The sequence below is a fragment of the Francisella frigiditurris genome, from assembly GCF_001880225.1.
Classification (GTDB): domain Bacteria; phylum Pseudomonadota; class Gammaproteobacteria; order Francisellales; family Francisellaceae; genus Francisella; species Francisella frigiditurris.
This window is the reverse complement of sequence record NZ_CP009654.1, coordinates 1042019-1065976: the sequence shown is the minus strand read 5'-3', so window position 1 is coordinate 1065976 and position 23958 is coordinate 1042019. Positions and strand designations below refer to the sequence as shown.

The following is a 23958-nucleotide window of genomic DNA, read 5'->3' as shown; positions in this document are numbered from 1 at the left end:
ATATGAATAAAACCCAATTCACATTAGAACCATACAGCTATGATGCAATGATGGTACTATGTGGTAATCTTGACGAAAATATTCGAGCAATAGAATCTTACTTTCATGTAGAAATAAAACATCGCGCAGATGAATTTGAAATTTCTAGCGAATCTAGTGTAAATAATACTCAAGCTAAACGATTTATAAAATCATGCTATGCAGAAATATTAGCTGGTAATTCAGACTTTGACTTAGCTCAAATCACAACGATTTTAAATGCTACAGCTAAAGAAGAAACTGAGAAGAAAAAACATGCTCAAGAAGCTATTACAGAATATGAAATTCAGCTCAGAAGCAAGCAATTAAAAGCTAGAACAAAAAACCAAGCGATCTATCTAAGTAATATAGAGAATAATTATGTAACTTTTGGTGTTGGGCCAGCAGGTACTGGTAAAACCTACTTAGCTATAGCATGTGCAGTTGCTGCCTACGAAAAAGGTACTGTAAGAAGAATAGTCCTTGTTCGCCCTGCTGTTGAGGCTGGTGAAAAACTTGGTTTCCTACCAGGAGATTTAACTCAAAAAGTTGATCCTTACCTTAGGCCAATGTATGATGCTCTTTTTGACTTCATGGGAGTTGAAAAAGTCACTAAACTTATTGAAAAACAAGCTATAGAAATAGCTCCTCTAGCTTATATGAGAGGTAGAACAATTAATGATGCTTTTATAGTACTAGATGAAAGTCAAAATACCACAAAAGAACAAATGAAAATGTTCTTAACTAGAATAGGTTTTAATACAACGGCTGTTATAACTGGTGATATTACCCAAGTTGATTTACCAAAAAATATAACGTCAGGGTTAAGAAATGCTATAGATATACTTCATAATGTTGATGGTATAGCTATCACTTATCTTAAACCTGTAGATATAGTTCGTCATCAAATAGTCCAAAGAATAGTTAAAGCCTATGATAAATACGAAGATAAAATAGAGAAGCAAAAACACCATGAGTAATATAGATTTAAATATTATAAATGATGATGATTACGAACACCCCTCAAAGGAAATCTTACTTAAGTGTTATAATATAGTCTTAGAATACCACAACCTAAAAAACTCAAGTATCAATGTGAATATTGTCTCTAACGATGAAATTAAATCTATAAATAATCAATATCGTAAAAAAGATAAAGCTACAAATATATTATCTTTTCCTTTTGATAAGCCAGAAGGCTTACCAGATGACATTATGGATGACTTTTTAGGCGATATCATCATTGCACCAGATGTTTTAGAAAAAGAAGCTATAGAGCAAAACAAGACTTTAGATAACCATTGGTGTCATATTTTTATACATGGTATTTTACATTTATTAGGTTATGATCATAAAAATGATAAAGACGCTGATGAGATGGAAACTTTAGAAATAAAATTATTACAGGAATTAAATATTCCTAATCCATATAAAGAGGATTTAGCATGACGGATAATTCTGAAAATACAGAAAAGAAAGAACATAAACATAGTTTCTTAGATAAGATAACTTCTAGTCTTTTTAATATTAAAACTGAGGATGATCTTTATCTAGCCATTTCAAAAGCTGTAAAGAATGAAGTAATTGACATAAAATCTGAAGATATGATTTTAGGAGTAATGCGAATAGCATCTCTAGATGTTGGCGACATAATGCTTTCTAGAACTAAAATGGTTACCGTAGATTTAGGAATGTCTATAAATGAGATATTAAAAAAAGTCATACAATCATCTCATACTAGAATTCCCGTTTTTGCAGATGACAAAGAGGATATTATTGGAATTTTACATGCTAAAGACTTATTAAAATTAATCTTTGATATAGAAGTTGAAGATACTACAAGTAAAGAGCTAGATGCTAATGACATTAGGGGAATATTACGCCCTGCCATATTTATCCCTGAAACAAAAAAACTAAATGCGCTATTGAAAGATTTCAAAAATAGCCAAAATCATATTGCCATAGTCGTAGATGAGTATGGTGCCATATCAGGTCTTATTACGATAGAAGATATTTTGGAAGAGATTGTAGGTGATATTGATGATGAGTTTGATACTATAAATCAAGCTATTAAAAAATTAAATGAAGATAAATTTATAATTGACGCAACAACATCTATAGAAGAGTTTAATGAGTATTTTGGCACTAAAATAGATGAAGAAGATGATTTTGATACAGTTGCTGGAATGATTATTCAAATTCTAGAACGTCTGCCTAAAAAAGGTGAGTATGTTACTGTTGGTGAATTCAAGTTTACTGTTAATGACTCTAATAATCGTAAAATTATAAATATCTTAGTAGAAAAAATTAAAAAATAATGAAAAAAAATATAGTTTTTGCCTTACTAGCTTTCATAAGCGGAGCTTCTCTTACTTTAGCATTCGCTCCTTTTAGAATAGACTTCCTAGCTATATTAGCTTTATGCTTATTCTTTTATTTAGTTGACAAATCAGAAGGTAAATTAAAAAAATCATTAACTGGGCTGTTTTTTGGACTAGGCTTTTTCTCTACAAGTATTTCATGGGTTTATATAAGTATTACCCTTTTTACTCAATCCTTAGCTATTGGTGTAATAACAGCTATTGCTTTAATTATTTTACTCTCTTTTTTACTACCCATCCCATTTGCTTTAACAATACACTTTCTAGTAAATAAAAATTCTAGAATCTCAAAAATTATCCTATATCCAGCATTATGGACATTATTTGAGATTTTTAAAGCTAATGTTTTATGGGGAGGATTTCCTTGGGTTTCTCTTGGTTACTCCCAAACAGAAAGTCCTTTAATTTGGTATTCAACTATTGGTGGAGTTTATTTCTCAAGCTATATAGTAGCTTTAATAGCTATTCTAATTAATCAATTAATTCTGACTTCTACAAAAAATAAAAATATAGCAATTTGTGCTATAACTGTAGTTTGTATATATATCATTGGTTATGGACTATCTTTATGTCACTGGTATAAAGATAATGGATCTCCACAGAAAGTAGTATTAGTGCAAGGAGATTTTGTCCAAGGCTTTAAGTGGGATTACAATAATTTTAATAAAATTAAAAATTACTATAAAGAAATAGCAAGTAAATATAGTAATTCGATCATATTTTTACCAGAAAATGCTATCCCTGCCTATAGAGAATATACACGAAATTATTTCAATGAATTAAACCATGTAGCCAAAGAACATAATAATTCAATTCTAGTTGGCTCATTAAGCATTGATAATGATAAAAATTACTATAACTCATCGATAGTTGTTGGAGATGGTTCTGGAACCTATAGTAAACATCATCTTGTTCCATTTGGTGAATATTTTCCTATAATCTCTTCCTTTAGTTACTCTGTAGAGAAAGCTGGCTTAAGTAACTTCACTCCAGGTAAATATACTCAACCTCTTATGGAAATGTCTGGAAACAAAGTGGCTAATTTTATTTGTTATGAAATTGCTTATCCAGAACAAGTTAGAGATCAATTGCAAAATGCTGGTTTTATTTCTGTTATTAGTGATGATTCTTGGTTTGGAGACTCGATTGCTAGACCACAGCATCTTCAAATATCTCAAGTAAGAGCTATAGAAACAGGCAAATATGTACTTCAAACAACTAATAATGGCTTAACCGCTATAATTGAACCTAATGGTAAACTTCAAAGTCTACTTCCTAAAGATACTCAAGCCAATTTAGAAGGAACTATCTACTCTACAGATAGTTATACTATTTGGAATAAAGTTGGAATGTCATTGATCTATTTTATAATTATACTTTCTGTATTTATTAGTATTATTTTTACTAGAGTGTCTTCTAATAAAAAATAGTTTATATCTATTTAAAACCATTTTAGCTGCTGTTAACACCCTTTATAAAAAAGTTTAATGGCGTAGTATATTTAATTAGAGATGAGAAATTAAAAATGGAGAAGTACAATTTTATTAATATTCAAATGGATCTTTAGAACTATAAAAAACTCTTTTGGAAACATAATTGAATGGTATGATTTTTCACTATATGGTTACTTTGCAACTATTATAGCTGCTCAGTTTTTCCCCTCCCATGATCCATGGATATCCTTACTCGCTGCTTTTGCAGCCTTTGGTGTAGGTTTTATAGCTAGACCATTTGGCTCTTTTTTATTCGGCTACTTAGGAGATAAAGTTGGTAGACATTATGCGATGAACATATCTATAACCCTTATGGCAATTAGTACTGTCGCCATGGCTTTTTTGCCCACATGGGATCATATAGGAGTATTAGCCCCAATACTATTAGTTTGTATAAGATTACTACAAGGTGTTTCTGCTGGTGGTCAATTTGGTAACTTAATGACTATAACAGCCGAAGATGAAACTTTAAAATATAGAGGGTTCAGTTTAGCCATAGCTTATTCAACTTCTGTTATTGGTTTCTTAATCGCTGCTGGCGTGAGTTATTGTGTATTTAGCTTTCTACCCAAAGATGCTCAGGCATGGGCATGGCGCATACCTTTTGTATTTGGTTTCTTATTACTTTTGATTCATATATTCCTTCGTGAAGATGATAAAGGAGAAGTAAATACTGCACCTAGAGAAAAAACTCCTACACAAATTTTATTTAGTTACTATCGTTGGCATTTAACACTAATCTTAATCCTTTCAGTTAGTGCAAGTACACTATATTATCTGGTAGTAACTTATCTTGTAACATATATGGAGCTTGAGCTTGGTTTATCTTTAAGTTCAGCATTAGGAGTTAGTACAATAAGTTTAGTTGGCTTATGTATTACAACGCCGATTTTTGGGTTTCTATCTGATATCATTGGCAGGAAAAGATTTCATATAATAGCATATATAGTGATGAGCTTATCAATAATTCCTTTAGTTCTATTATTACAAACTGATAACTTAAGTCTTATCACATTAGGTGTACTTTTAATAGCAATAGCTACAGCTATCACTCAAGGTGCTTCAACACCTTATTATACAGAGATATTTCCTCCTCAGGTTAGAGCAATAGGATGCTCAATAGGGTTTGGGTTTGGGGCTGCCATATCCGGCTTTGCACCTATGCTAGCTACATATATTATGGGAGTGACTACTTCTACAGTTGGCTTATGTACTTTAATGATAGTGACGAGTCTTATAGGTCTAATTGTTGCAATAATAATACCAAATCACCAAGCTGAAATAAGAAGAGTTAACAGTATAATAAATGCTGAAGAGACTGAGTAATTAATATCTAACTTATGATCTCGTTTATCATTTGTAAACCTAAAATTCCCTCATTAAATAAATACTTATCACTTATCTGATGAGCATACCAAGCTATTGTAGTTGAGCTATATATTGCTCTAAGTATAGCTATTGTATGAGTATGATTCTCTACATCTCCATAAACACTCCAGAATAAAGAGTGGACTTTTTTAGGTAAAAATTGATATACAATAGCAAGATCTATTGCTGGATGTAATAATTCTGAATCTCCCCAATCTATAATGCCACATAGATCTTTATTGCTATCTATAATTAAATGCTTAGCATATAAATCACCATGGCATAAAGTTGCAAATTTAGGAATACTTATATTCATATTGTTTTCATAAAACTTTTTGATATTTAAATCATTTGATAATACATTTCTATTTATCAAATATTCTAAACGTTCTTTAAACTCTTGATATCGGTCTTTGAAATTCAGCCTATTAATCTGCTCATATTCAATTCCCGAAGAGATACACTTATCCAAAGGAAAACTATGTAACTCTTTTAGAAAAGACGCTAGCTTAACTACTAAAAGCATCCGTTCATTACTAGTTAAATTTGCTCTATCAGAAGTTACTCCATTAATATAATCATGGTAATAAAAAGGATATTTGAATGATTTTGGAGCTAAACAAACATTTTTAGGAATTGGCAGGGAAATATTAGTTTTTATAAGTTGTGATAAAACTTTAATTTCATTAGTTAATAACTTTGCAGCTTCTTCATGTTTTGGGAACCTAAAACATAAATTATCATTGATAATCCATGTAGTATTATCCCAACCTTCTCCTAATAACTTAATGCTTTTAATACAAATTTTGGGAAAATTATTATTAATAATTTCTTTAGCATGGTTCGCTGATAGAATATTTTTATTTTCCCAAGGCCTGATATTACTCATTTAAATTATAAATACTAAAAGCTACCCTTTATTAACAGCTACGTTTGTAATATATACTCCCAAGAACACCACACCTCCTAATAGAAATACCATTGGTGATACAGTTTGAGCATAAAGAATAAATCCTATTATAATTGTTTGGAAAGGTAGTGTATTTTGAAAAATTGCTGTTTTATAAACACCTAAGTGCTCAATAGACTGAAGATACCAAACATAAGCTACAACAGTTGCAAATATAGCTATATATAGCATACTCACCCAAAATATATAATCTGTATCAGCAAGTTTACTATAATCAGATTTAAATATAGTTACTATGCCAAACATAACTGCTCCTATAACAGCCGCATACATATTTACTGTTATCATTTTGACACCATCATGTGCAGCACATTTACCAAATACAGCATATATTGAAAAAAAGATAACTGCTAATACACTTAATGTTTCTCCCAACCCAACCGTAACATTAACTGGGCAAGAGTCTGGATTTTTTGGAGCAAAAAGAACTACTCCAATAGCTCCAACTAGTGCTACTAAGATACCAAGTCTAGCTTGTTGACTAATTTTATTCTTAAACATATAACTAGACATAACTGTTATAAGACAAGGAGAAAATGCATATATTATAGAGATGATATTTCCAGAAATAATTTCCTCTGCCCATAAGAAGACTATGTTATACATAAAGATTCCAAAAAAACCAACTCCAAAAACATAAAGCCACTGTCTGCTAGTTAGCTTTGGGAAGAATATTTTTGTATAAAAATAATGCATAACTATCAATATTACAGCCGCAAAAATATATCTAATAAAAGCAACCATATATAAATCAACATAACCTAATGGAATTGGTGCTATATGGTACAAGCTAGCCCAAAAAGTTATAGCTAAGAAAATCTTTACATAATACTTAAAATCACTCGAAACCATAATCATTACACCTTTTTATTTTTAATAAGGTGGTCAACTATCTCAGGATTTAACAATGTAGAAACATCTCCTAAATTATCATAGTCATTAGCTGCTATTTTTCTAAGAATCCTTCTCATAATTTTTCCTGATCTTGTCTTAGGTAGTTCAGGCGTAAACTGAATAACAGCTGGAGAAGCTATTGCACCAATTTCTTGGCGCACATGCTGAACTAATGCTTTTCTAATATTACTAAATTCTTCTTCTGTTAAAGGTGTATTATCTTTTAAAATACAATAAACATATATTGCCTCACCTTTTATGTCATGAGGGAAACCAACAACAGCAGTCTCTGCAACCTCTGGGTGACTATCTAAAACAGCCTCTATTTCTGCTGTAGCTAATCTATGTCCAGAAACATTAATGACATCATCCATACGCCCTTCTATCCAGATATAACCATCCTTATCTCTCCTAGCAGCGTCTCCTGAAAAGTAGTAACCCTTATATGGACTGAAATACACTTGAGTATATCTATCATGGTCACCATAGATACTTCTAGCTATCCCTGGTGTAGGTTTTCTAATGCATAAAGCTCCTTTGCCTTCACCAATAATTTCTTTATGGTCAGAATCTAAAATCACTGGATCAACACCAAAAAATGGTTTAGTTGCAGAACCAGGTTTTAATCTATGAGCTCCAGGTAAAGGAGTAATCATAATTCCACCCGTTTCTGTCTGCCACCAAGTATCAACTAAAGGTGCTTTAGAGTTTCCAGCATCTTCAACAAACCACTCCCATGCTTCAGGGTTGATAGGTTCGCCAACTGAACCAAGAACTCTAAGCGAACCTCTATTAGTATTATTTAAATATTCATTTCCTACTTTTAATAAAGATCTAATTAAAGTTGGTGCTGTATATAAGATATTTACATTATGCTTATCAACTTCTTGCCAAATTCTAGATGCATCAGGATATGTTGGCACCCCTTCAAAAACTAATGTTATTGCTCCATTAGCCAATGGTCCATAGACTAAATATGAGTGACCAGTAATCCAACCAACATCAGCCGTACACCAATACACCTCTTGATCTTTATAGTCAAAAACCAGCTTATGTGTAAGAGCTGCGTAAACTAAATAACCAGCAGACGTATGTAAAAGACCTTTTGGACTTCCTGTTGATCCAGATGTATATAAAATAAATAAAGGATGCTCTGAGTCAAAAGCTACTAATTCATGAGTATCTTTAACTTTTTTAGATTCTTCTGTATAACATAAATCTATTTTATCATCCCATTTGATATTAGAGTTTGTTCTTTTAACAACTAAAACATTCTTAACGAAATCTAATTTCGATATAGCTTTATCAACATTAGCTTTTAAAGGTATTTTTTTACCGCCTCTAAGACCTTCATCTGCTGTAATAACAAATTTACTTTTAGCATCTTCTATACGGTGCTTTAATGACTCTGCAGAAAATCCTCCGAACACAACTGAGTGAATAGCCCCTATTCTTGCACAAGCTAACATTGCATATATAGCCTCAGGAATCATCGGCATATATATTGTTACTACATCTCCTTTTTTTACGTTATGGCTTTCTAGAATATTAGCCATTTGACAAACTTTGTTATAAAGCTCTTTATATGTTATTTTTTTGGATTCATTTATATCATCGCCTTGCCATATTATCGCTGTTTGATCAGCTCTATCTTTAAGGTGTCTATCAACACAGTTATAGCAAACATTAAGCTCTCCTTTATCAAACCACTTAATATCAAGAGGTTCAAAGCTAGCTGCATATGCTTTTTCAAAGTTTTTATGCCAATGCACTCTATTCGCTTGCTTTGCCCAGAAGCTCTCTGGATGCTCCAAAGATTCTTTATAGAGAAGATCATAAGTATTTGAATCTACATGAGTATGCTTAGCAAACTCCTCAGATATCTGAAATTTTGAGTATGACATAAAATTTTTCCTTTATAAAACAGCCTACAGATAATATAGCATAATCAACTACTATATAATTAGTTATCTTGAGTTTGATCATTTTGATTTTGAGAGCTACCTTCTTGACAAGGAAGCAAGTTCATTCGTTGCAACTCTTCCCAAGAATCGTTAGGGCAAGCTGTTGGCTTATCTTTTGGTAGACACCAATATGTTGCACTTTCTAAAGTTGTTTGTGATAAACATTCTTTAAATTTTGGTACAGATAAATACTTAGGAGTATATGTACTTGGATCAGTTCCAACCATAGTAGCTGAAACCCCTAATGCAGGTAATAATACTGTTGTTAACATTAATGCTTTTCTCTTCATTTATATCTCCTTTAAACTTATTTAATTAGCAGTATCTTTAAGATATCTAGCTACAATCCAGTTAATCATACTAATCCAAAGTGGACTAAATAGTAATGATAAAGAAATAAGGGTTATACATAACTGATATGTAATAGGAGGAATTATGTTCAGAAGTGATCCCATTGAAACTAATACAAAGCTGAACTCTCCTATCTGTGAAAGCATAGCTCCCCCACATAAAGCTTCACACCACTTTTGTCGTAACGATTTAAATATTAATGCGTTTATGGTCGTATTAATAATATATACTGCCATTAGTAATATAGAAAATAGTGGCAAATATTGCCATATAAGCCTTAGATCTATAAGCATTCCTATAGAAATAAAAAATAATGCCATAAAAATAGTCTTTACAGTAAGTAGGCTATGACCAACCCATTCTGTTTCTTTTGCTGTAGCTACAACCATTCCTCCAACGAATGCTCCTAATGCAGAAGATAATCCTAAGCTACCAGTTATAGTTGCCATACCAAAGCATATTAATAATGCTAAAAATACCCTCATCTCTTGATCTTTTGCAAAAATAGAAACGAATGGAATTCTTATGGTATCTTTTATAGCCATCCAGGCAGCTAATGCCAATACTAAAATACCACCAATAATTTGTATAATTATTTGAGTTGTTGATGGCATTTCACCACCTAATAAACCAATGATAATTAACATAGGAACTACTGCCAGATCTTGTACAAGTAGAACTCCCAATATATTTTGACCTAATTTTGTTTTGGTTTCTCCAGAATCTTGTATAAGCTTAAGCACCACTGCTGTACTACTTAAACTAATAGCTGATCCAAACAATACTATTTTTGCCATAGACCATTTTAATGCCAAACCAATAATAAATGTAATAAATACTGTTGCTATAATTTGGAGTAATGTCCCAAAAGTTGGTACAACCCAGTTCTGTGCAAATTTTCTTGGAGAAACCTCCATACCAGCAAAAAACAGTAGTAATATAACACCTATCTCTCCTAATCTAGCTAAAGCTTCATGACTCTGGATTACATTTATGCCATATGGTCCAAGTAGTATCCCAGTTAAAAGATAAGCTACAACATATGGCTGTTTAAATTTTTTAAGAATAACTGCTGTGAATAATATACCTAGCATAATAAACACAAAAACAGGAATAAATGGCTCATTATGCATATTTATAACTTTTATAAAACTTAGCTCAAGTATAAATAATACTATACTTCAATTATGAAATAACATCAATTTTAAGGTTTATTTATCAATAAAAATATGCTTTTTCAGAACCCAAAGTGGACCTATAAGTAAAAATTGAATATCTTCTAAAAAAGATGGTTTTTTACCCTCTAAGTGATGTCCATAAAATTGAAATATCCAACTTACTACAAACACCAATATAGACACAAAGAAAATATAAGGGATTACACTAATAATTGCTAGCATGATTACGCTTACAATAATCATGGCTAATGTATATCTGATAGATAATGTAGCATAAAAAAGTAATGATAAAACAATTGCTAATAATGCCACCCATTGAGATATTGACCACAATATACCTAAGATAGAAAATAAAATAGCTGGAACACAAATACTATGTATAAACTGGTTAGTTTTATTTTGGTGACTTGATGCATATTCATTCAACAAATCTTCTAAATTTCTCGCCATCTTAAATGATCCTTTAACTATTTATCCATTCTTGTACTGTTTTAACCATACCGACTCTACTAATGTTTGCTAGGGAAGCATTATGAGTATCACTGGCATGAGAGCCACAAGCATCTTTTAAAACTGTTACTTTATAATCTCTATCATGCGCTTCACGTGAAGTTAATTCAACAGTCATATCAGTTGATACACCAATAATTATAATTTCTTCTATCTTATTTGCTCTAAGTACACTCTCTAAATCAGTATTATAAAAAGCGCTTATACGGTGCTTTATTAATATATGATCATTTTCCTTAATATCGATTTTCTCATGAAACTGAGTACCCCATGTATTAAGCTCTAATGCATTATTTTTCTTTGCTGATCCAAAAATTGGTGACCACTCTGGACATTCAATATAAGTTTTTGAAAAAGTAACTTTCACATGAGCCACTAAAATATTCTTTTCTCTAGCATGCTTAATAGCTTTAGTTGCATTTTCTAACACATTATTTTCTTGTAAATAAGGAGTAAACTTAGCGCCTAATTTACCATCTGGATGAACAATATCATTTATAAAATCTATTGCTAATAACAATCTATTACGCATATCCCCTCTCAAAAACTATTTTTATTTGTTTCTCATTCCTTCGCCATTATTAATTAAACATAATGGCATTTTAATAGATTGTATCTCTTTCCATATCTTATCAGAACAATTTTTGGGTTGATCACTTGGTAGACATCTTATAAATGCTCCATTAGTCGTATCAGTAGCTAAACAATTATTATATTTTCCTGGATTAGACACGTATTCTATAGGGTATGAATTTGAGTTAGAATCTGCAATAGATAAAGAAAATACTAGCATCGCCAATAAAATTAAACTTATTTTTTTCATTATATTTCCTATTATTAATACTTTTATATATGTATTAATTAATTTCTTTGACACATTTTACATATTAGAAAATGAATATTCTACTTTAGAGCATAGCTCAACTCACGTTAGAAAATTAAATGACTTAATTTCTTTGCTTTGAAACTATTTACAAAACATAATTATGAACTATAATACATGAAATATGATACATAAATTAAAATTCACAAAGAGGATGATTATGACAAGAAATGATATAGATAATGCACTTAACCAATGGAAAGAAGGTCTATTAGAAATAGCTAAGCTAAATAAAGAAGGAAAAGCTTATGAAACGATGGCTAAAGCTTTTATCAATGATATGTATGCTTATGATAACCATGAAGTTCTATTCAAACCTACTCTAGCTTCTAAAAAGATGTTTAGAGACACTCTAGATGGTGCAGTGTCATACTTTATTGGAAATAATCCTAACTTTCCAGAAGATAATGGCTTTGCCCTAAACGACTGGGTAGAGCTAGAGTTTGAAAACACTGGTTATATTTTAGATAAGAACATTAGCATAGTTATGGGCAATAAGCATTTAACTAAATCAAATGGTGAAAAAGTAGTAGCAAATTACACAATGGGATTTAAGCGTAATAGCGAAGGAAACTTACAAATTGTTTTACACCATTCATCTTTACCTTTTGTTCCAGTATAATTACTCAAAATTATTAAAGCTCTAATAATATATATGTCTAATAAAAAACAAAGCTGGACATTTTTAACAAATCATTCTCACGTATTATTTCTAATTAATAGCAATCCTAATATGACTATTAGAGATATGGCCATAAAAATAGGTATTACAGAGCGTGCAGTGCTAAATATAGTAAGTGATCTAACAGAAACTGAATACTTAAATATTACAAAAGTGGGTCGAAAGAATCATTATTCTATAAATAAGCTAAAGAAATTACGCCACCCTATAGAAAATCACTGTACAATTGATGATTTTTTAAAAGCTCTTTCTATTATTGATTAGTTTTTATACTCTACATTTATCTCAATAAAATCTTCTATTGGATTAAATCTGTCAAAATCTGCGATATATGCTCTTTCTCTAGAGTTATCATCCCAAATCTCCTGCCATTTCTCTATTACCGCTTCAGTATCTTCACCTTCTAGTCTATGTTGCTCATGATTTAGATTTATTATGACATCCTCAAATCCCGTAGGTGTTTCAAAAGATTCATCAACTTCATAACCAATTAACAAGCTATATGGTTTTGTATGGTCTCCTTGATAATTGTAATAAACAGAAATAATATCTGCTGAAAGGTTTTTACCATCTAGATAATCTAAAACTTCACTCTTAAAAAACAAATCCCAAGCATTTTCTAATAAATCATCTCTATCATTAGAAACCTCTGTTGATACTCCTACTACTTTCATGTTTATCTCCATTTATATATTTAATCTAAAACTTCATTATCTATTAATTTATTATCAATCTCTTTCTTTGGTTTAATATTTGAAACCTTTTTAAGCTTTTCTGTTTGAGATATAAGGCCACCATTACCTTGCAACTGCTTAAAAGCTGCCTCGTAATCATCATTTGCTCTACTAATACTTTTACCAACTTTTTGAAAGGTTTCTATAAGGTTTGCCGCTTTCTCATATAGTTTAGTGGCTCTATCATAAACTTCAGCTATACTTTGAGCTTGCTTTTCATATCTCCAAGTATTTTCAACAGCTCTTAATGCAACTAAAAGTGTTGTAGGACTTACTATAATTATCTTTTGCTTAAAAGCTTCATCAAAAAGATTTACATCATTATCTAAGGCTAAAAGTAATGCTCCTTCTATTGGTATAAACATAAATATAAAATCTAGCGAATTTATGCCTTTAAGATTTTCATAATTTTTATTTGCTAATCCCTTAATATGAGATCTTACTGATTCAATATGTTTCTTAAGATATATTTTTCTCTGATCTTCATCATCTGTAGCCATATAATCATTGTAAGCAACAAGAGAAGTTTTTGCATCGATTACAATATCTCTATCATCAGGTAGTTTTACTACAACATCTGGCCTAAATGCTTTACCTTCATCATCTGTGATATGTTTTTCTCTAAAATATTCGAAACCTTCTCTAAGCCCAGATTTCTCAAGTACATTTTCAAGCACCATTTCACCCCAAACACCTTGCTGCTTTGTGCTACTTCTAAGAGCATTTGTCAAATTATGCGCTTCTATTGTCATCTTCTGATTAAGCTCTTTTAAGTTTTTTAACTCATTCTGTAATGCGCCTCTTGCACTAGACTCTTTATCATAGACATCTTCAACCTTTTGCTTAAAATCTTTCAACTGCTCTCGCACAGGATTTAATACATTAATTAAGCTTTCTTGATTACGCTCATTTAGTTTTTTTGAATTATCTTCAAAAATTTTATTAGCCAGATTTTCAAATTCTGATTTTAATTTAGCTTCACCATTCTGTAATAACTCTAGCTTTTCTTGCATTGAAATATTCTGCTCTTTAAGCTGTGTTTCTAACATTGCGATTTGGGACTTATAATTTTTTACTTCTTCTATATAGTTATCTGTTTTAGATTTCTCTAATTTTAACTCTTGCCTTAATTCTTCTAACCTTTGACTACTACTATCTTTTAGCTCAATATTTTTCTGCTTCTCATTTGAAAGCATAATATCCAAAGTAGATTTCTCACTTTGTAAAGCATATATATCAGCTTGTTTAGAATTTTTAAGTGTTTCTAGCTCCCTAGTTTTTTTATTCAGCAAAATAAAAAGCCAAAAATACAATATAATAGCTAATAAAATTAATCCAATTACAAATATCATTTACAAATCCTAAATCATTTATTCCTAATGAAAACATTCCCAAATTTCTTGAGCTAGTTTTTTACTAATTCCTTTTACTTTAGATATTTCTTCTACAGAAGCTTTGCTTAGTTCTTGCCAACCACCAAAATGCATAATTAAAGCTTTTCTGCGTTTAGGGCCAACTCCTTCTATATGCTCGAGAATAGATGATTGTCTATTAGAAGAAACTTTTTTCCTTTGTGACTTTATAGCTAAATCATGAGCAGAGTCTCTAACCTGTCTTAACAACAAAAATCCTGGATTATTTTCATCTAAAGTATACTCTAACTCATCATAGCCTTTATAGATTTTTTCTTTACCACTTTTACGCTCTATGCCCTTTCCAAGGCTAACCAATTTCACCCTATCCTGCAAACCATATTCTAAAAGTACTTTCTCAGCTTGACGAATTTGACCTTTCCCACCATCAATTATCATTACATCTGGTAAATTATCAGCTTCTATTCCTGAACTAACTCTACGCTCTACTGCCTGATGAATCGCAGCATAATCATCACCTGGTGTTACATCTTTAATATTATATCTTCTATGAGATTTTCTATCTTCACCTTCTGTATTATAAACCACACAAGATGCTACTGTAGCCTCTCCCTGAAAATGACTAATATCAAAACATTCAATTCTTTCTATAGACTTATCTAATTCAAGAAACTCTTGCAATGATTCTAAACGTTTTGAATATTGTGATTTCGAAGCTGCAAAGGTATTTAACTTTTGTTTAGCATTAACCTCTGCTAATTTAAGCCATTTTAGATTATCTGCTTGAGGAGCTAATATCCAATTTATTGACTGTCCTATTTTTTGAGAAATCGAAGTCATTAAGTCTTGAACTTCAGAAAATTCTATTTTAGACAAAATAATATTTTTAGGCCATATATTACGTATCTCATCACCAAGATAAAAATGTGATAAAAATGCCTGCATCACACTAGTTTCATCTTGTCCTTTAGCATCAATACTCCAATGTTTATCAGCAGCTATATTCCCATTAATAATCTGTAATAGTGCTATGCTTGCATATCCATCCTGAAGATAAACTCCTATAACATCAAAAGTTTTATCTGACTTTATATCTATAATCTGCTGTTCTTGGAGCTTTCTTAAAGTTACAAGCTGATCTCTATATATTTGAGCTTTTTCATATTCCATGTCCTCAGAAGCTTGATACATCTTGGCAGAAATATCATCTAATACGCTCGTTAGTTTTCCAGATAAAAACTTTCTCAAAAGCTCTAGCTGCTCATCATAAACATCTTTTGAAACTAAACCAACACACGGACCTAAACATCTTTTTATCTGATACTGCAAGCATGGCCTTATCCTAGAGTTATAATAAGTATTCTCACATTGCCTAATAGGAAATAATTTTTGGATAATATTCAGAGTATTCTTTACTGATGAAATAGACACATAAGGTCCAAAACACTCGCCTTTTTTATAGGCTGATTTACCTCGCTGAAAAAAAACTCTAGGAAACTTATCTTTTGATATAACAAGATATGGATAACTTTTATCATCTTTAAATAAGATATTATACTTAGGCCTATGTTGTTTTATTAATGTATTTTCTAATAAATAAGCTTCATAATCACTTGGCGTAATTGTTATTTCTATCCTTGATATCTGTTTTACCATCATCAAAGTTTTTGAATCTTTAGCACCTTTTGAGAAATAGCTATTAACTCTATTTTTTAGATTTTTTGCTTTTCCAACGTATATGATCTCACCATTTTCATCAATCATCCTATACACACCAGAATGCGTAGTTAAGCCTGATAAAAAGCTTTTCAGATCAAAATCACTCTGTTTATTAGAAATCATGGCGTTAAAGCAGATTTTTTAATTTACTAAACATATAAAAATGTTAGCATATAACTCGCAGTCAATACATTTTAAAAATTAATGATAATAAAACAACAGAGTCAATTTGATCAGCTTATCGAAAGAATTAAAGCTCACAATCAAATTACTATAGATACTGAATTTTTTTGGGTAAGAACGTATTTCCCAATACTTTGTTTAATTCAAGTATCTATCGATGATGATGTTTTTCTAATAGATACTTTAAATAAAGATATCAACCTTACTGCTTTGACAGATGTTTTTGAAGAATCAAATATCCAAAAAATTATGCACTCCGCTGCAAATGATATTCCAATTATTAAACATTTCTTAAATTGTAAAGTTAATAACATTTTTGACACTCAAGTTGCAGCAAATTTTCTAGGTTATCAGAATCAAGTTTCTCTAAAAACCTTATTAGAAGAAGCTTTAAATATCTCTATCGAAAAAGAAGAACAATTTTCTGATTGGAGAAAAAGACCTCTTTCTGAACAACAAATTGAATATGCTATAAATGATGTTAAGCATCTATATTTATTAAAAAATCATTTAGAAGAACAATTAAACAATAATCAATATGTAGATTATTTCTATGATGAAATGAAAAATATTTGTAATGATTCTGAGTTTACAAATCCAAATGATGCATATTTAAAAGCAGGTAATATCCAAAAATACTCAGCAAAAACTCAAAGAAATATAATATTACTTGCAAATTGGCGTGAAGCAACAGCACAACAGAAGGATATTCCTATTAGATTTTTATTTGATAATAAAGACTTATTCACTATTGCTGCTCTTAACCCTAAAAGCCTTGATGATTTCAAAGATCATCCTTTATCAAGATTAAAACTAAATTTAAAAAAACAAATAATAGAAGTTCTTAATACTAAAGATGATGTTTCAACATTAATAAAATCTAAAAAAAATCCTATAAAGCTTGATGAAGAGTTTTTAGAAAGAACTATATCTTTCTTTGAATCAGAGGTGGATAAATATACTATCAACAAGACATTTATTGCATCTAAAAAAAATATTAGATCTTTAGCATATAACCTAAAATTAAAAAATGAATTTTCTAATAGCAAACTATTAGAGGGTTGGCGTTATAAAGTAGTTGGAAAATCTTTAAAAGAGTATATATTAAAGCACATGGTCTAATATTTTATTTATTCTTCTCTATGCATATTCCTACTATTACTAGAAATTCTAAACTTTTTCCTATTGTACTTGCTATATTTGCAGCCTTACCTCCTTTAGCAATTAATACCTATGCTCCAGCTATCCCACTTATAGCTAATAGCTTTAATGTAACTGATAGTGATGTTTTAGCTACATTCACTACATATTTTATTGGATTTTCATTTGGTATGCTTTTTTGGGGAGCTGTTTCTGATAAGTATGGTAGAAAAAACATAATTTTAATTGGTACTATAATATATGTTATCAGTACTATTCTTTGCTCCTTAAGTACTAGCTTTAAAATGCTTGAGCTATTAAGACTTATACAAGGCTTATCCGATTCAGTAGGAGGAGTCATAGCATTTTCTATAGCTAGAGACTGTTATAAAGGACATAAACTTACTAGCATGATTGCAACCATAATAATAATAATGCTTGTTGCGCCTATAGTTGCTCCTATTATAGGCACAGTGCTAACTTATACTACTAATACATGGCAAAGCTCATTCCACTTTCTAACTTTATATGGTGTGATTCTATTAATATTTGCTCTAATGATAGAAGAAACATTAAATAAAGATGATAGACAAAAAAGCATTAAAGAGCTCATTCCTAGTTATTTTAGTCACTTTAAAAATCCAGGATTTATGCTAGCAACTATAGCATCTGGCATGGCATGGACAGCTTTATTTATGTACATAGCTTCAGCTTCTATTATTTATCTAAAGATCTATAATACTGGACCTATTCTATATTGTATTTATTATGCGGCGGCTGTAATTGCTTCAATCATGGCTAATTTACTTATTAAGCGCCTTTCAAGCCGTGTAAATAATTTAAGATATACAAATATTAGTATTTCACTTTTGATCATATGTTGTTTAGGACTTTTTATCGTTTCTAAATTAAACTTAGATAACGCTATAAACTATACAATCTTTATGTGTATTCTTTGTTTGTCTGTCTCTTTTACATGTACGATATTATATTCTTTCTCAATGAATGTAGTTTCTCATAACTTTGGAACAGCAAACTCAATTTCAAATTTCCTTAAAAACATGATAGCTGGTGGAGGCGCTCTAGTCATTAGTTATTACCATGGTAGCATCTTAGTAAATATAGTTTCTTTTTATCAATTATTATTTATTATTCTTTGTATGTTATTGGTATTAGCTATCTATCAACTTAAAATTAAAACCTCTATTGATGAGGACTAGATAATAGCCTTTTATAATGCTACAATTACAGCCTAATTTTTAGACCAAATTTTAATTAAAAGTATTAGTTATGGAATATAGAAAATATATATGTATCGTGTGTGGCTTAATATATGATGAAGCTGAAGGTTGGCCAGAAGATGATATTGCTCCAGGCACTAAATGGGAAGATGTTCCTGAAGACTGGGAATGCCCAGATTGTGGTGTTAGTAAAGAGGAATTTGAACTTCTAGAAGAATAGTTTATCTTTTCCAAAAATGTCTTCTCAAATTTTTCAAAAAATCACTTTTGATAATAAGCCATTTATTATTATGCGAGATGATTTATCTCATCCTATTTTATCTGGAAATAAAGCAAGAAAATTAGGATACATTTTAAAAAATCCAAATCACTTTTCTCATATAAAAACTATTGTGTCTTTTGGAGGAAATCAATCTAATTTTATGCTAGCCCTATCTCAACTTGCTAAGTTGAAAAAATGGGAGTTTCATTATTGGATAAAACCTTTACCCAAACTTTTAAAACAACAAAAATTAGGAAATATAAAATCAGCTCTTAATAATGGTATGCAGCTTTTTGAAACCCAAGAGGAATTAAGTCTACATTCTATAAAACATTTATATAAAGACTCTGCTTATAATAGCCTTTATTTTTTTGACCAAGGGGGTCGTCAAAAAGAAGCTGAAGAAGGAATAAAAGACTGCGCTAATGAAATATTCAAATACTGTCAGAATAACAATATAATAGATTATACTGTGGTTGTAGCTTCAGGAACTGGCACTACTGCCCTTTTTCTGGAAAAGTATTTGCCAAATAAAGTATATACGATTTCCTGTATAGGGGACGATGATTACCTTAAACAACAAATGCTAAGTATTGATAACGAAATTAACTTTCCTAAAATATTACCAAAACATTTTAAATCTAATTTTGGTAGTCTTGATTTTGAAAACTATAAAATATATAAAAGCCTACTAAAACAAACTAATATTGAATTTGACCTTCTCTATGACCCGATAGCATGGAGAGTATTATTAGAAAACTATAATAATCTACCTAAACCAGTTTTTTATATTCATTGTGGAGGTGTTAGTGGAAATCTATCTATGATAAAAAGGTATGAAAAACAGTTTACTTAAAAATTTGATCATCTGATGGTTCATCTTTCAGATTTATATTAGCTATTATAAGTGCAGCAAGCCCTAATAATAACTCTATAATAAATATAAATAAATTAAACTCATGCATAAAGCTTATAACATCAGAAAGTAAAACTAGGATAAAAATAGACTTCCTACCTAGCTTCTTTGCTCTCAAGTAACATATGTAATATAAGACTACCATAGCTAGTATATACAAAATTGATAAAAAGAAATTTGTATTTGTACTATGATTTAAATAAAAACGCATATCATAAGCTACATACAAATATATACTCAAAAGAATATACAGAAAATTAAATACCAATGTTCTTTCTAAAAAAGAATTTAACTTCTCTAAAAAATTACTTTTAACTCTTATAAAATCTTTTTCTTTTTTTATTTTATCCCTACGTTTTGACCACTCTGGGATATTTTGCTTGCTCATTTCAATAATAAATTCTCTAACTTAATTATCTTAAATCCTACATCTATTTTATAAAAAACTCAATAAGCAGAATTTGCACTAAACGCTCTTCTTTATAACAGAAAAACCACTATAATAAGAATGTATAACATATCAGAGGAGATTATTTGTGATAAAAAGATCTGTTTTCAAAAAAACTTTATTAGCTTTGGGACTTATGACAATTCCAACTTTAAGTAGTGCTACCGTTGTTTTTGAAGCTCAGCTTGATGATGAGCTTAGTGACACTCTATATTTTGGTAGTGCAGCATATTTAGATACAAGCTGTAAAATACTTAGCTTAAATAGTGATAAAGTTGCTGCTTCATGTGATGTTTCATTTGGTACTGGTAAAATAGCTATTCCAATATTAAACAGTTCAACAAATAAACAAGTATCTCAATTATTGGTTAGTGATCCACTTATAGGCTCTGCAACGATTACCCTTCGTGATCCTAACAATTATGACTTTATATCTTATTGTGATACTTCTGGTCAATGCACTAATGATCCAATTACTAGATACTACCTACTAGCAAATCCTATTGATGGAACTCCTAACTATCCAGGTCAAAAAGCAACTATCATTGTTAAGCGTATATAATTGTAATAGCTATTTTATAATCTGTATCTAAATCATATTTTTTTATATATTCTTTCTCTTGTAATTCAAATATGTTTAATGACTTCACCTCGATAAATAAACCTTTTTCCAAAGCTTTAACATATGATTCTTTAATAGTCCAAACATCATAGAAAAATCTTTGTTTTTCAATATTGTCTATTAATATTTCAAAATATTTAATTTCCTCAATAGACATAATTTCTTTATATAAAACATTTATATCTATACTATCATTTTGTATATTCTCAATATCTGCACCTAGATCTTTAACTGATTTAGAGACTGCTAATAAAATATATTGATCACTATAAGAAAAGCTAAATTTGAACTTGCTTGCTAATATAGAAGGTCTTTTAAAATCATTATAAATAAAATCTAGAGTTTTATTTTTATACCCATTTTCTTTCAAAATTTGAAAAAGAAAACATCTAGATAACATTCTTTTATAACGATCATGATCTCGTTTATATTTATATATTTCAGATAAATCTTTTTGATCGATACAACTAATATCTAAACCATGCTTTACATGGGAGTCAATGATATAAATACTATAGTCTTTTTCGATTATTTGTTTATAGCATTTAATCATTAATTTCCCTCTATATAATAAAACCACTGATACAAATGATACTTAGATTAAGTCTTTTTACTAGACATTTGAATAATTTAATTAGATACATTTTTTTTATATTTAGTCTATAATTGTCCTGAATTTATAAAATAATGGACTCATAATGATCAATAATTTAAGGAACATTGCAATTATCGCCCATGTAGATCATGGTAAAACAACACTAGTTGATAAACTTTTACAACAATCAGGTACTCTAAAAAATAGAGGTCCAGAAGTTGAAAGAGTAATGGACTCTAATGATATAGAAAAAGAAAGAGGTATTACAATATTAGCAAAAAATACAGCTCTAAAATGGAGAGACTATAGAATTAATATAGTTGACACTCCTGGACATGCTGATTTTGGTGGTGAAGTTGAGCGTGTGCTTTCAATGGTTGACTCTGTTCTTTTACTTGTTGATGCTGTTGATGGTCCTATGCCTCAAACTAGATTCGTAACAGAGAAAGCTTTTGCTAAAGGGTTAAAACCAATTGTTGTTATAAATAAAATAGACCGTGATGGCGCTAGACCAGACTGGGTTGTTGATCAAGTTTTTGACCTATTTGATAGATTAGGTGCTACAGATGAGCAGCTAGACTTTCCTATTATTTATGCTTCAGCTATAAATGGTTGGGCTACTAATGTGCTTGATGAAAAGAAAGAAGATATGACTGATTTATTCCAGGCAATTATAGATAATGTTGAACCTCCACACGTTGATGAAAAAGGTCCATTCCAAATGCAGATATCTTCTTTAGACTACTCTAGTTTCTTAGGAACTATAGGTATTGGTCGTATTCAACGTGGCAAAGTTAAAACCAATACTCCTATTACTCTTATAAATAAAGAAGGTAAAACTCGTAATGGAAGGATCCTTCAGATCCTAGGATATATGGGACTAGACCGTGTTGAAGTTCCAGAGGCACAGGCTGGAGATATCGTTTGTATTACAGGCATGGAAGGTTTAAATATTTCCGATACACTTTGTAGCCCAGAAAAAGTCGAAGCTCTCCCAGAATTATCAGTAGATGAACCAACTATTAGTATGACCTTTCAGGTTAATAACTCTCCTTTTGCTGGCAAAGAAGGTAAATATGTAACCTCTCGCCAAATTAAAGATCGTCTAGATAAAGAATTACTTACAAACGTAGCGTTACACGTTGAGCAGCTTGAAGATCCTGATAAATTTAAAGTATCTGGTCGTGGTGAACTTCATTTATCAATATTACTAGAGAATATGCGTCGTGAAGGCTTTGAGATCGCTGTTTCAAGACCACATGTAATATTTAAAGATATTGATGGTGAGAAGCATGAGCCTTATGAGCAAGCAATCATTGATGTAAATGAAGAGTACCAAGGCACTGTAATGGAACGCATGGGTCTTCGCCAAGGTGAATTAAAAAATATGGAACCAGATGGAAAAGGTAGAGTAAAATTAGAGTTTATCATTCCATCTCGTGGCTTAATCGGTTTCTATACAGAGTTTTTAACTATAACTTCTGGCTCTGGTATTCTTAATAAAATATTTGACCACTATGGACCTATGAAAAAACAAACTCTTGAAACTCGTCAAAATGGTACCTTAGTCTCTATAAATAATGGTAAAGCCGTAGCATTCTCTATTTTTAATTTACAAGAACGTGGGAAGATGTTTGTAACACATAATACAGAAGTTTATGAAGGTATGATCGTTGGAATTCATAATCGTGATAATGACCTAACTGTAAATATAACTAAAGGTAAACAATTAACAAATATGCGCGCATCTGGTAAAGATGAAGCTCTAACTCTAGTAACTCCAATCAAGTTAACTCTAGAATATGCTTTAGAGTTTATTGAAGATGATGAATTAGTAGAGATCACTCCTAAAAATATTAGATTACGTAAAAAACATCTTACAGAGAGTGATAGAAAAAAAGCAAGTCGCAGCTCTTTATAAAAAATAATAATATTTATTATCTACTTAAAATATTTCATATCTTACATATTTCCCAAAATAATTAATTTTAAATTAATATAAAATATATAATAAATTTGCTGTAAATAATCTT

At 30.4% G+C, this 23958-nt stretch carries 26 protein-coding genes; 13 read left to right on the top strand and 13 right to left on the bottom strand.

Annotated elements, in window-relative coordinates; all coding sequences use genetic code 11:
* Window positions 1-2 precede the first annotated feature (2 nt).
* The 5 genes from KX01_RS05235 to KX01_RS05215 all read left to right on the top strand — a co-directional run bounded on the left by KX01_RS05235 (window position 3) and on the right by KX01_RS05215 (window position 5218).
* Entirely contained in the window at window positions 3-998 is a 996-nt protein-coding gene (locus tag KX01_RS05235) for a PhoH family protein (RefSeq protein WP_071663988.1), read from the top strand.
* A complete protein-coding gene (gene ybeY, locus KX01_RS05230) occupies window positions 991-1467 on the top strand; it encodes an rRNA maturation RNase YbeY (RefSeq protein ID WP_071663987.1) in 477 nt (158 codons plus the stop codon). The genes KX01_RS05235 and ybeY overlap by 8 nt, the downstream gene beginning before the upstream one ends.
* Window positions 1464-2336 (top strand): HlyC/CorC family transporter, encoded by an 873-nt coding sequence (locus KX01_RS05225; protein WP_071663986.1) that lies wholly within the window; start codon window positions 1464-1466, stop codon window positions 2334-2336. Before ybeY ends, KX01_RS05225 begins: the two co-directional genes overlap by 4 nt.
* Window positions 2336-3829, top strand: coding sequence for an apolipoprotein N-acyltransferase (gene lnt / locus KX01_RS05220; protein ID WP_071663985.1), 1494 nt, complete (start codon window positions 2336-2338; stop codon window positions 3827-3829). Before KX01_RS05225 ends, lnt begins: the two co-directional genes overlap by 1 nt.
* Window positions 3830-3937: 108 nt before the next feature.
* Window positions 3938-5218: an MFS transporter gene (locus tag KX01_RS05215; RefSeq protein ID WP_071663984.1), complete on the top strand. Its 1281-nt coding sequence runs from the start codon at window positions 3938-3940 to the stop codon at window positions 5216-5218.
* Between the two features lie 7 nt (window positions 5219-5225).
* On the opposite strand, the gene KX01_RS05210 is transcribed toward KX01_RS05215, so the two are convergent.
* From KX01_RS05210 to KX01_RS05175, 8 genes are all read right to left on the bottom strand, one after another.
* Entirely contained in the window at window positions 5226-6149 is a 924-nt protein-coding gene (locus KX01_RS05210; RefSeq protein WP_071663983.1) for an aminoglycoside phosphotransferase family protein, read from the bottom strand.
* A gap of 21 nt (window positions 6150-6170) precedes the next feature.
* Window positions 6171-7082 (bottom strand): DMT family transporter, encoded by a 912-nt coding sequence (locus tag KX01_RS05205; RefSeq protein WP_071664755.1) that lies wholly within the window; start codon window positions 7080-7082, stop codon window positions 6171-6173.
* A gap of 5 nt (window positions 7083-7087) precedes the next feature.
* Window positions 7088-9028, bottom strand: a complete 1941-nt coding sequence (acs, locus tag KX01_RS05200; protein ID WP_071663982.1) for an acetate--CoA ligase — start codon at window positions 9026-9028, stop codon at window positions 7088-7090.
* A 59-nt stretch (window positions 9029-9087) separates the two neighbouring features.
* The gene (locus KX01_RS05195; protein ID WP_071663981.1) at window positions 9088-9378 is read right to left on the bottom strand and encodes a hypothetical protein; all 291 of its coding nucleotides are present in this window, start codon (window positions 9376-9378) and stop codon (window positions 9088-9090) included.
* Window positions 9379-9399: 21 nt separating this feature from the next.
* Window positions 9400-10572, bottom strand: coding sequence for a cation:proton antiporter (locus KX01_RS05190; RefSeq protein WP_071663980.1), 1173 nt, complete (start codon window positions 10570-10572; stop codon window positions 9400-9402).
* 78 nt (window positions 10573-10650) lie between these two features.
* A complete protein-coding gene (locus KX01_RS05185; RefSeq protein WP_071663979.1) occupies window positions 10651-11067 on the bottom strand; it encodes an Mpo1 family 2-hydroxy fatty acid dioxygenase in 417 nt (138 codons plus the stop codon).
* Between the two features lie 13 nt (window positions 11068-11080).
* Window positions 11081-11659 carry a cysteine hydrolase family protein gene (locus KX01_RS05180; protein WP_071663978.1) on the bottom strand — a complete coding sequence of 193 codons (579 nt, stop codon included), beginning with the start codon at window positions 11657-11659 and terminating at the stop codon, window positions 11081-11083.
* A gap of 21 nt (window positions 11660-11680) precedes the next feature.
* Window positions 11681-11950 carry a hypothetical protein gene (locus KX01_RS05175; RefSeq protein WP_071663977.1) on the bottom strand — a complete coding sequence of 90 codons (270 nt, stop codon included), beginning with the start codon at window positions 11948-11950 and terminating at the stop codon, window positions 11681-11683.
* A gap of 220 nt (window positions 11951-12170) precedes the next feature.
* On the opposite strand from KX01_RS05175, the gene KX01_RS05170 reads away from it, so the two are divergent.
* Together KX01_RS05170 and KX01_RS05165 are read left to right on the top strand one after the other, a co-directional pair.
* Window positions 12171-12632, top strand: coding sequence for a phosphoribosyl-AMP cyclohydrolase (locus tag KX01_RS05170; RefSeq protein ID WP_071663976.1), 462 nt, complete (start codon window positions 12171-12173; stop codon window positions 12630-12632).
* 33 nt (window positions 12633-12665) lie between these two features.
* Window positions 12666-12956 (top strand): winged helix-turn-helix transcriptional regulator, encoded by a 291-nt coding sequence (locus KX01_RS05165; RefSeq protein ID WP_071663975.1) that lies wholly within the window; start codon window positions 12666-12668, stop codon window positions 12954-12956.
* On the opposite strand, the gene KX01_RS05160 is transcribed toward KX01_RS05165, so the two are convergent.
* The 3 genes from KX01_RS05160 to uvrC are packed head-to-tail and all read right to left on the bottom strand — an operon-like array spanning window position 12953 to window position 16641.
* Window positions 12953-13366, bottom strand: a complete 414-nt coding sequence (locus KX01_RS05160; RefSeq protein ID WP_071663974.1) for a GyrI-like domain-containing protein — start codon at window positions 13364-13366, stop codon at window positions 12953-12955. The genes KX01_RS05165 and KX01_RS05160 overlap by 4 nt on opposite strands.
* A 20-nt stretch (window positions 13367-13386) precedes the next feature.
* Window positions 13387-14778, bottom strand: a complete 1392-nt coding sequence (gene rmuC, locus KX01_RS05155; RefSeq protein ID WP_071663973.1) for a DNA recombination protein RmuC — start codon at window positions 14776-14778, stop codon at window positions 13387-13389.
* A 24-nt stretch (window positions 14779-14802) separates the two neighbouring features.
* Entirely contained in the window at window positions 14803-16641 is a 1839-nt protein-coding gene (gene uvrC / locus KX01_RS05150) for an excinuclease ABC subunit UvrC (protein ID WP_071663972.1), read from the bottom strand.
* An 81-nt stretch (window positions 16642-16722) separates the two neighbouring features.
* Between uvrC and KX01_RS05145 the strand changes: the two genes are divergently transcribed.
* The 4 genes from KX01_RS05145 (at window position 16723) to KX01_RS05130 (ending at window position 20200) form a co-directional block, all read left to right on the top strand.
* Window positions 16723-17823 carry a ribonuclease D gene (locus tag KX01_RS05145; protein ID WP_071663971.1) on the top strand — a complete coding sequence of 367 codons (1101 nt, stop codon included), beginning with the start codon at window positions 16723-16725 and terminating at the stop codon, window positions 17821-17823.
* 26 nt (window positions 17824-17849) lie between these two features.
* Window positions 17850-19061 carry a multidrug effflux MFS transporter gene (locus KX01_RS05140; RefSeq protein WP_156860412.1) on the top strand — a complete coding sequence of 404 codons (1212 nt, stop codon included), beginning with the start codon at window positions 17850-17852 and terminating at the stop codon, window positions 19059-19061.
* Window positions 19062-19131: 70 nt separating this feature from the next.
* On the top strand, window positions 19132-19302 hold the full coding sequence (locus tag KX01_RS05135) for a rubredoxin (protein WP_071663969.1): 171 nt from the start codon (window positions 19132-19134) through the stop codon (window positions 19300-19302).
* A gap of 16 nt (window positions 19303-19318) precedes the next feature.
* Entirely contained in the window at window positions 19319-20200 is an 882-nt protein-coding gene (locus KX01_RS05130; RefSeq protein ID WP_071663968.1) for a 1-aminocyclopropane-1-carboxylate deaminase, read from the top strand.
* On the opposite strand, the gene KX01_RS05125 is transcribed toward KX01_RS05130, so the two are convergent.
* The gene (locus tag KX01_RS05125; protein WP_071663967.1) at window positions 20193-20648 is read right to left on the bottom strand and encodes a hypothetical protein; all 456 of its coding nucleotides are present in this window, start codon (window positions 20646-20648) and stop codon (window positions 20193-20195) included. The two genes, KX01_RS05130 and KX01_RS05125, sit on opposite strands and share 8 nt — an antisense overlap.
* A 148-nt stretch (window positions 20649-20796) precedes the next feature.
* Between KX01_RS05125 and KX01_RS05120 the strand changes: the two genes are divergently transcribed.
* The gene (locus KX01_RS05120; protein WP_071663966.1) at window positions 20797-21270 is read left to right on the top strand and encodes a hypothetical protein; all 474 of its coding nucleotides are present in this window, start codon (window positions 20797-20799) and stop codon (window positions 21268-21270) included.
* On the opposite strand, the gene KX01_RS05115 is transcribed toward KX01_RS05120, so the two are convergent.
* A complete protein-coding gene (locus tag KX01_RS05115) occupies window positions 21257-21883 on the bottom strand; it encodes a 4'-phosphopantetheinyl transferase family protein (protein ID WP_071663965.1) in 627 nt (208 codons plus the stop codon). The two genes, KX01_RS05120 and KX01_RS05115, sit on opposite strands and share 14 nt — an antisense overlap.
* 145 nt (window positions 21884-22028) lie before the next feature.
* Between KX01_RS05115 and typA the strand changes: the two genes are divergently transcribed.
* Entirely contained in the window at window positions 22029-23846 is a 1818-nt protein-coding gene (gene typA / locus KX01_RS05110) for a translational GTPase TypA (protein WP_071663964.1), read from the top strand.
* Window positions 23847-23958 lie beyond the last annotated feature (112 nt).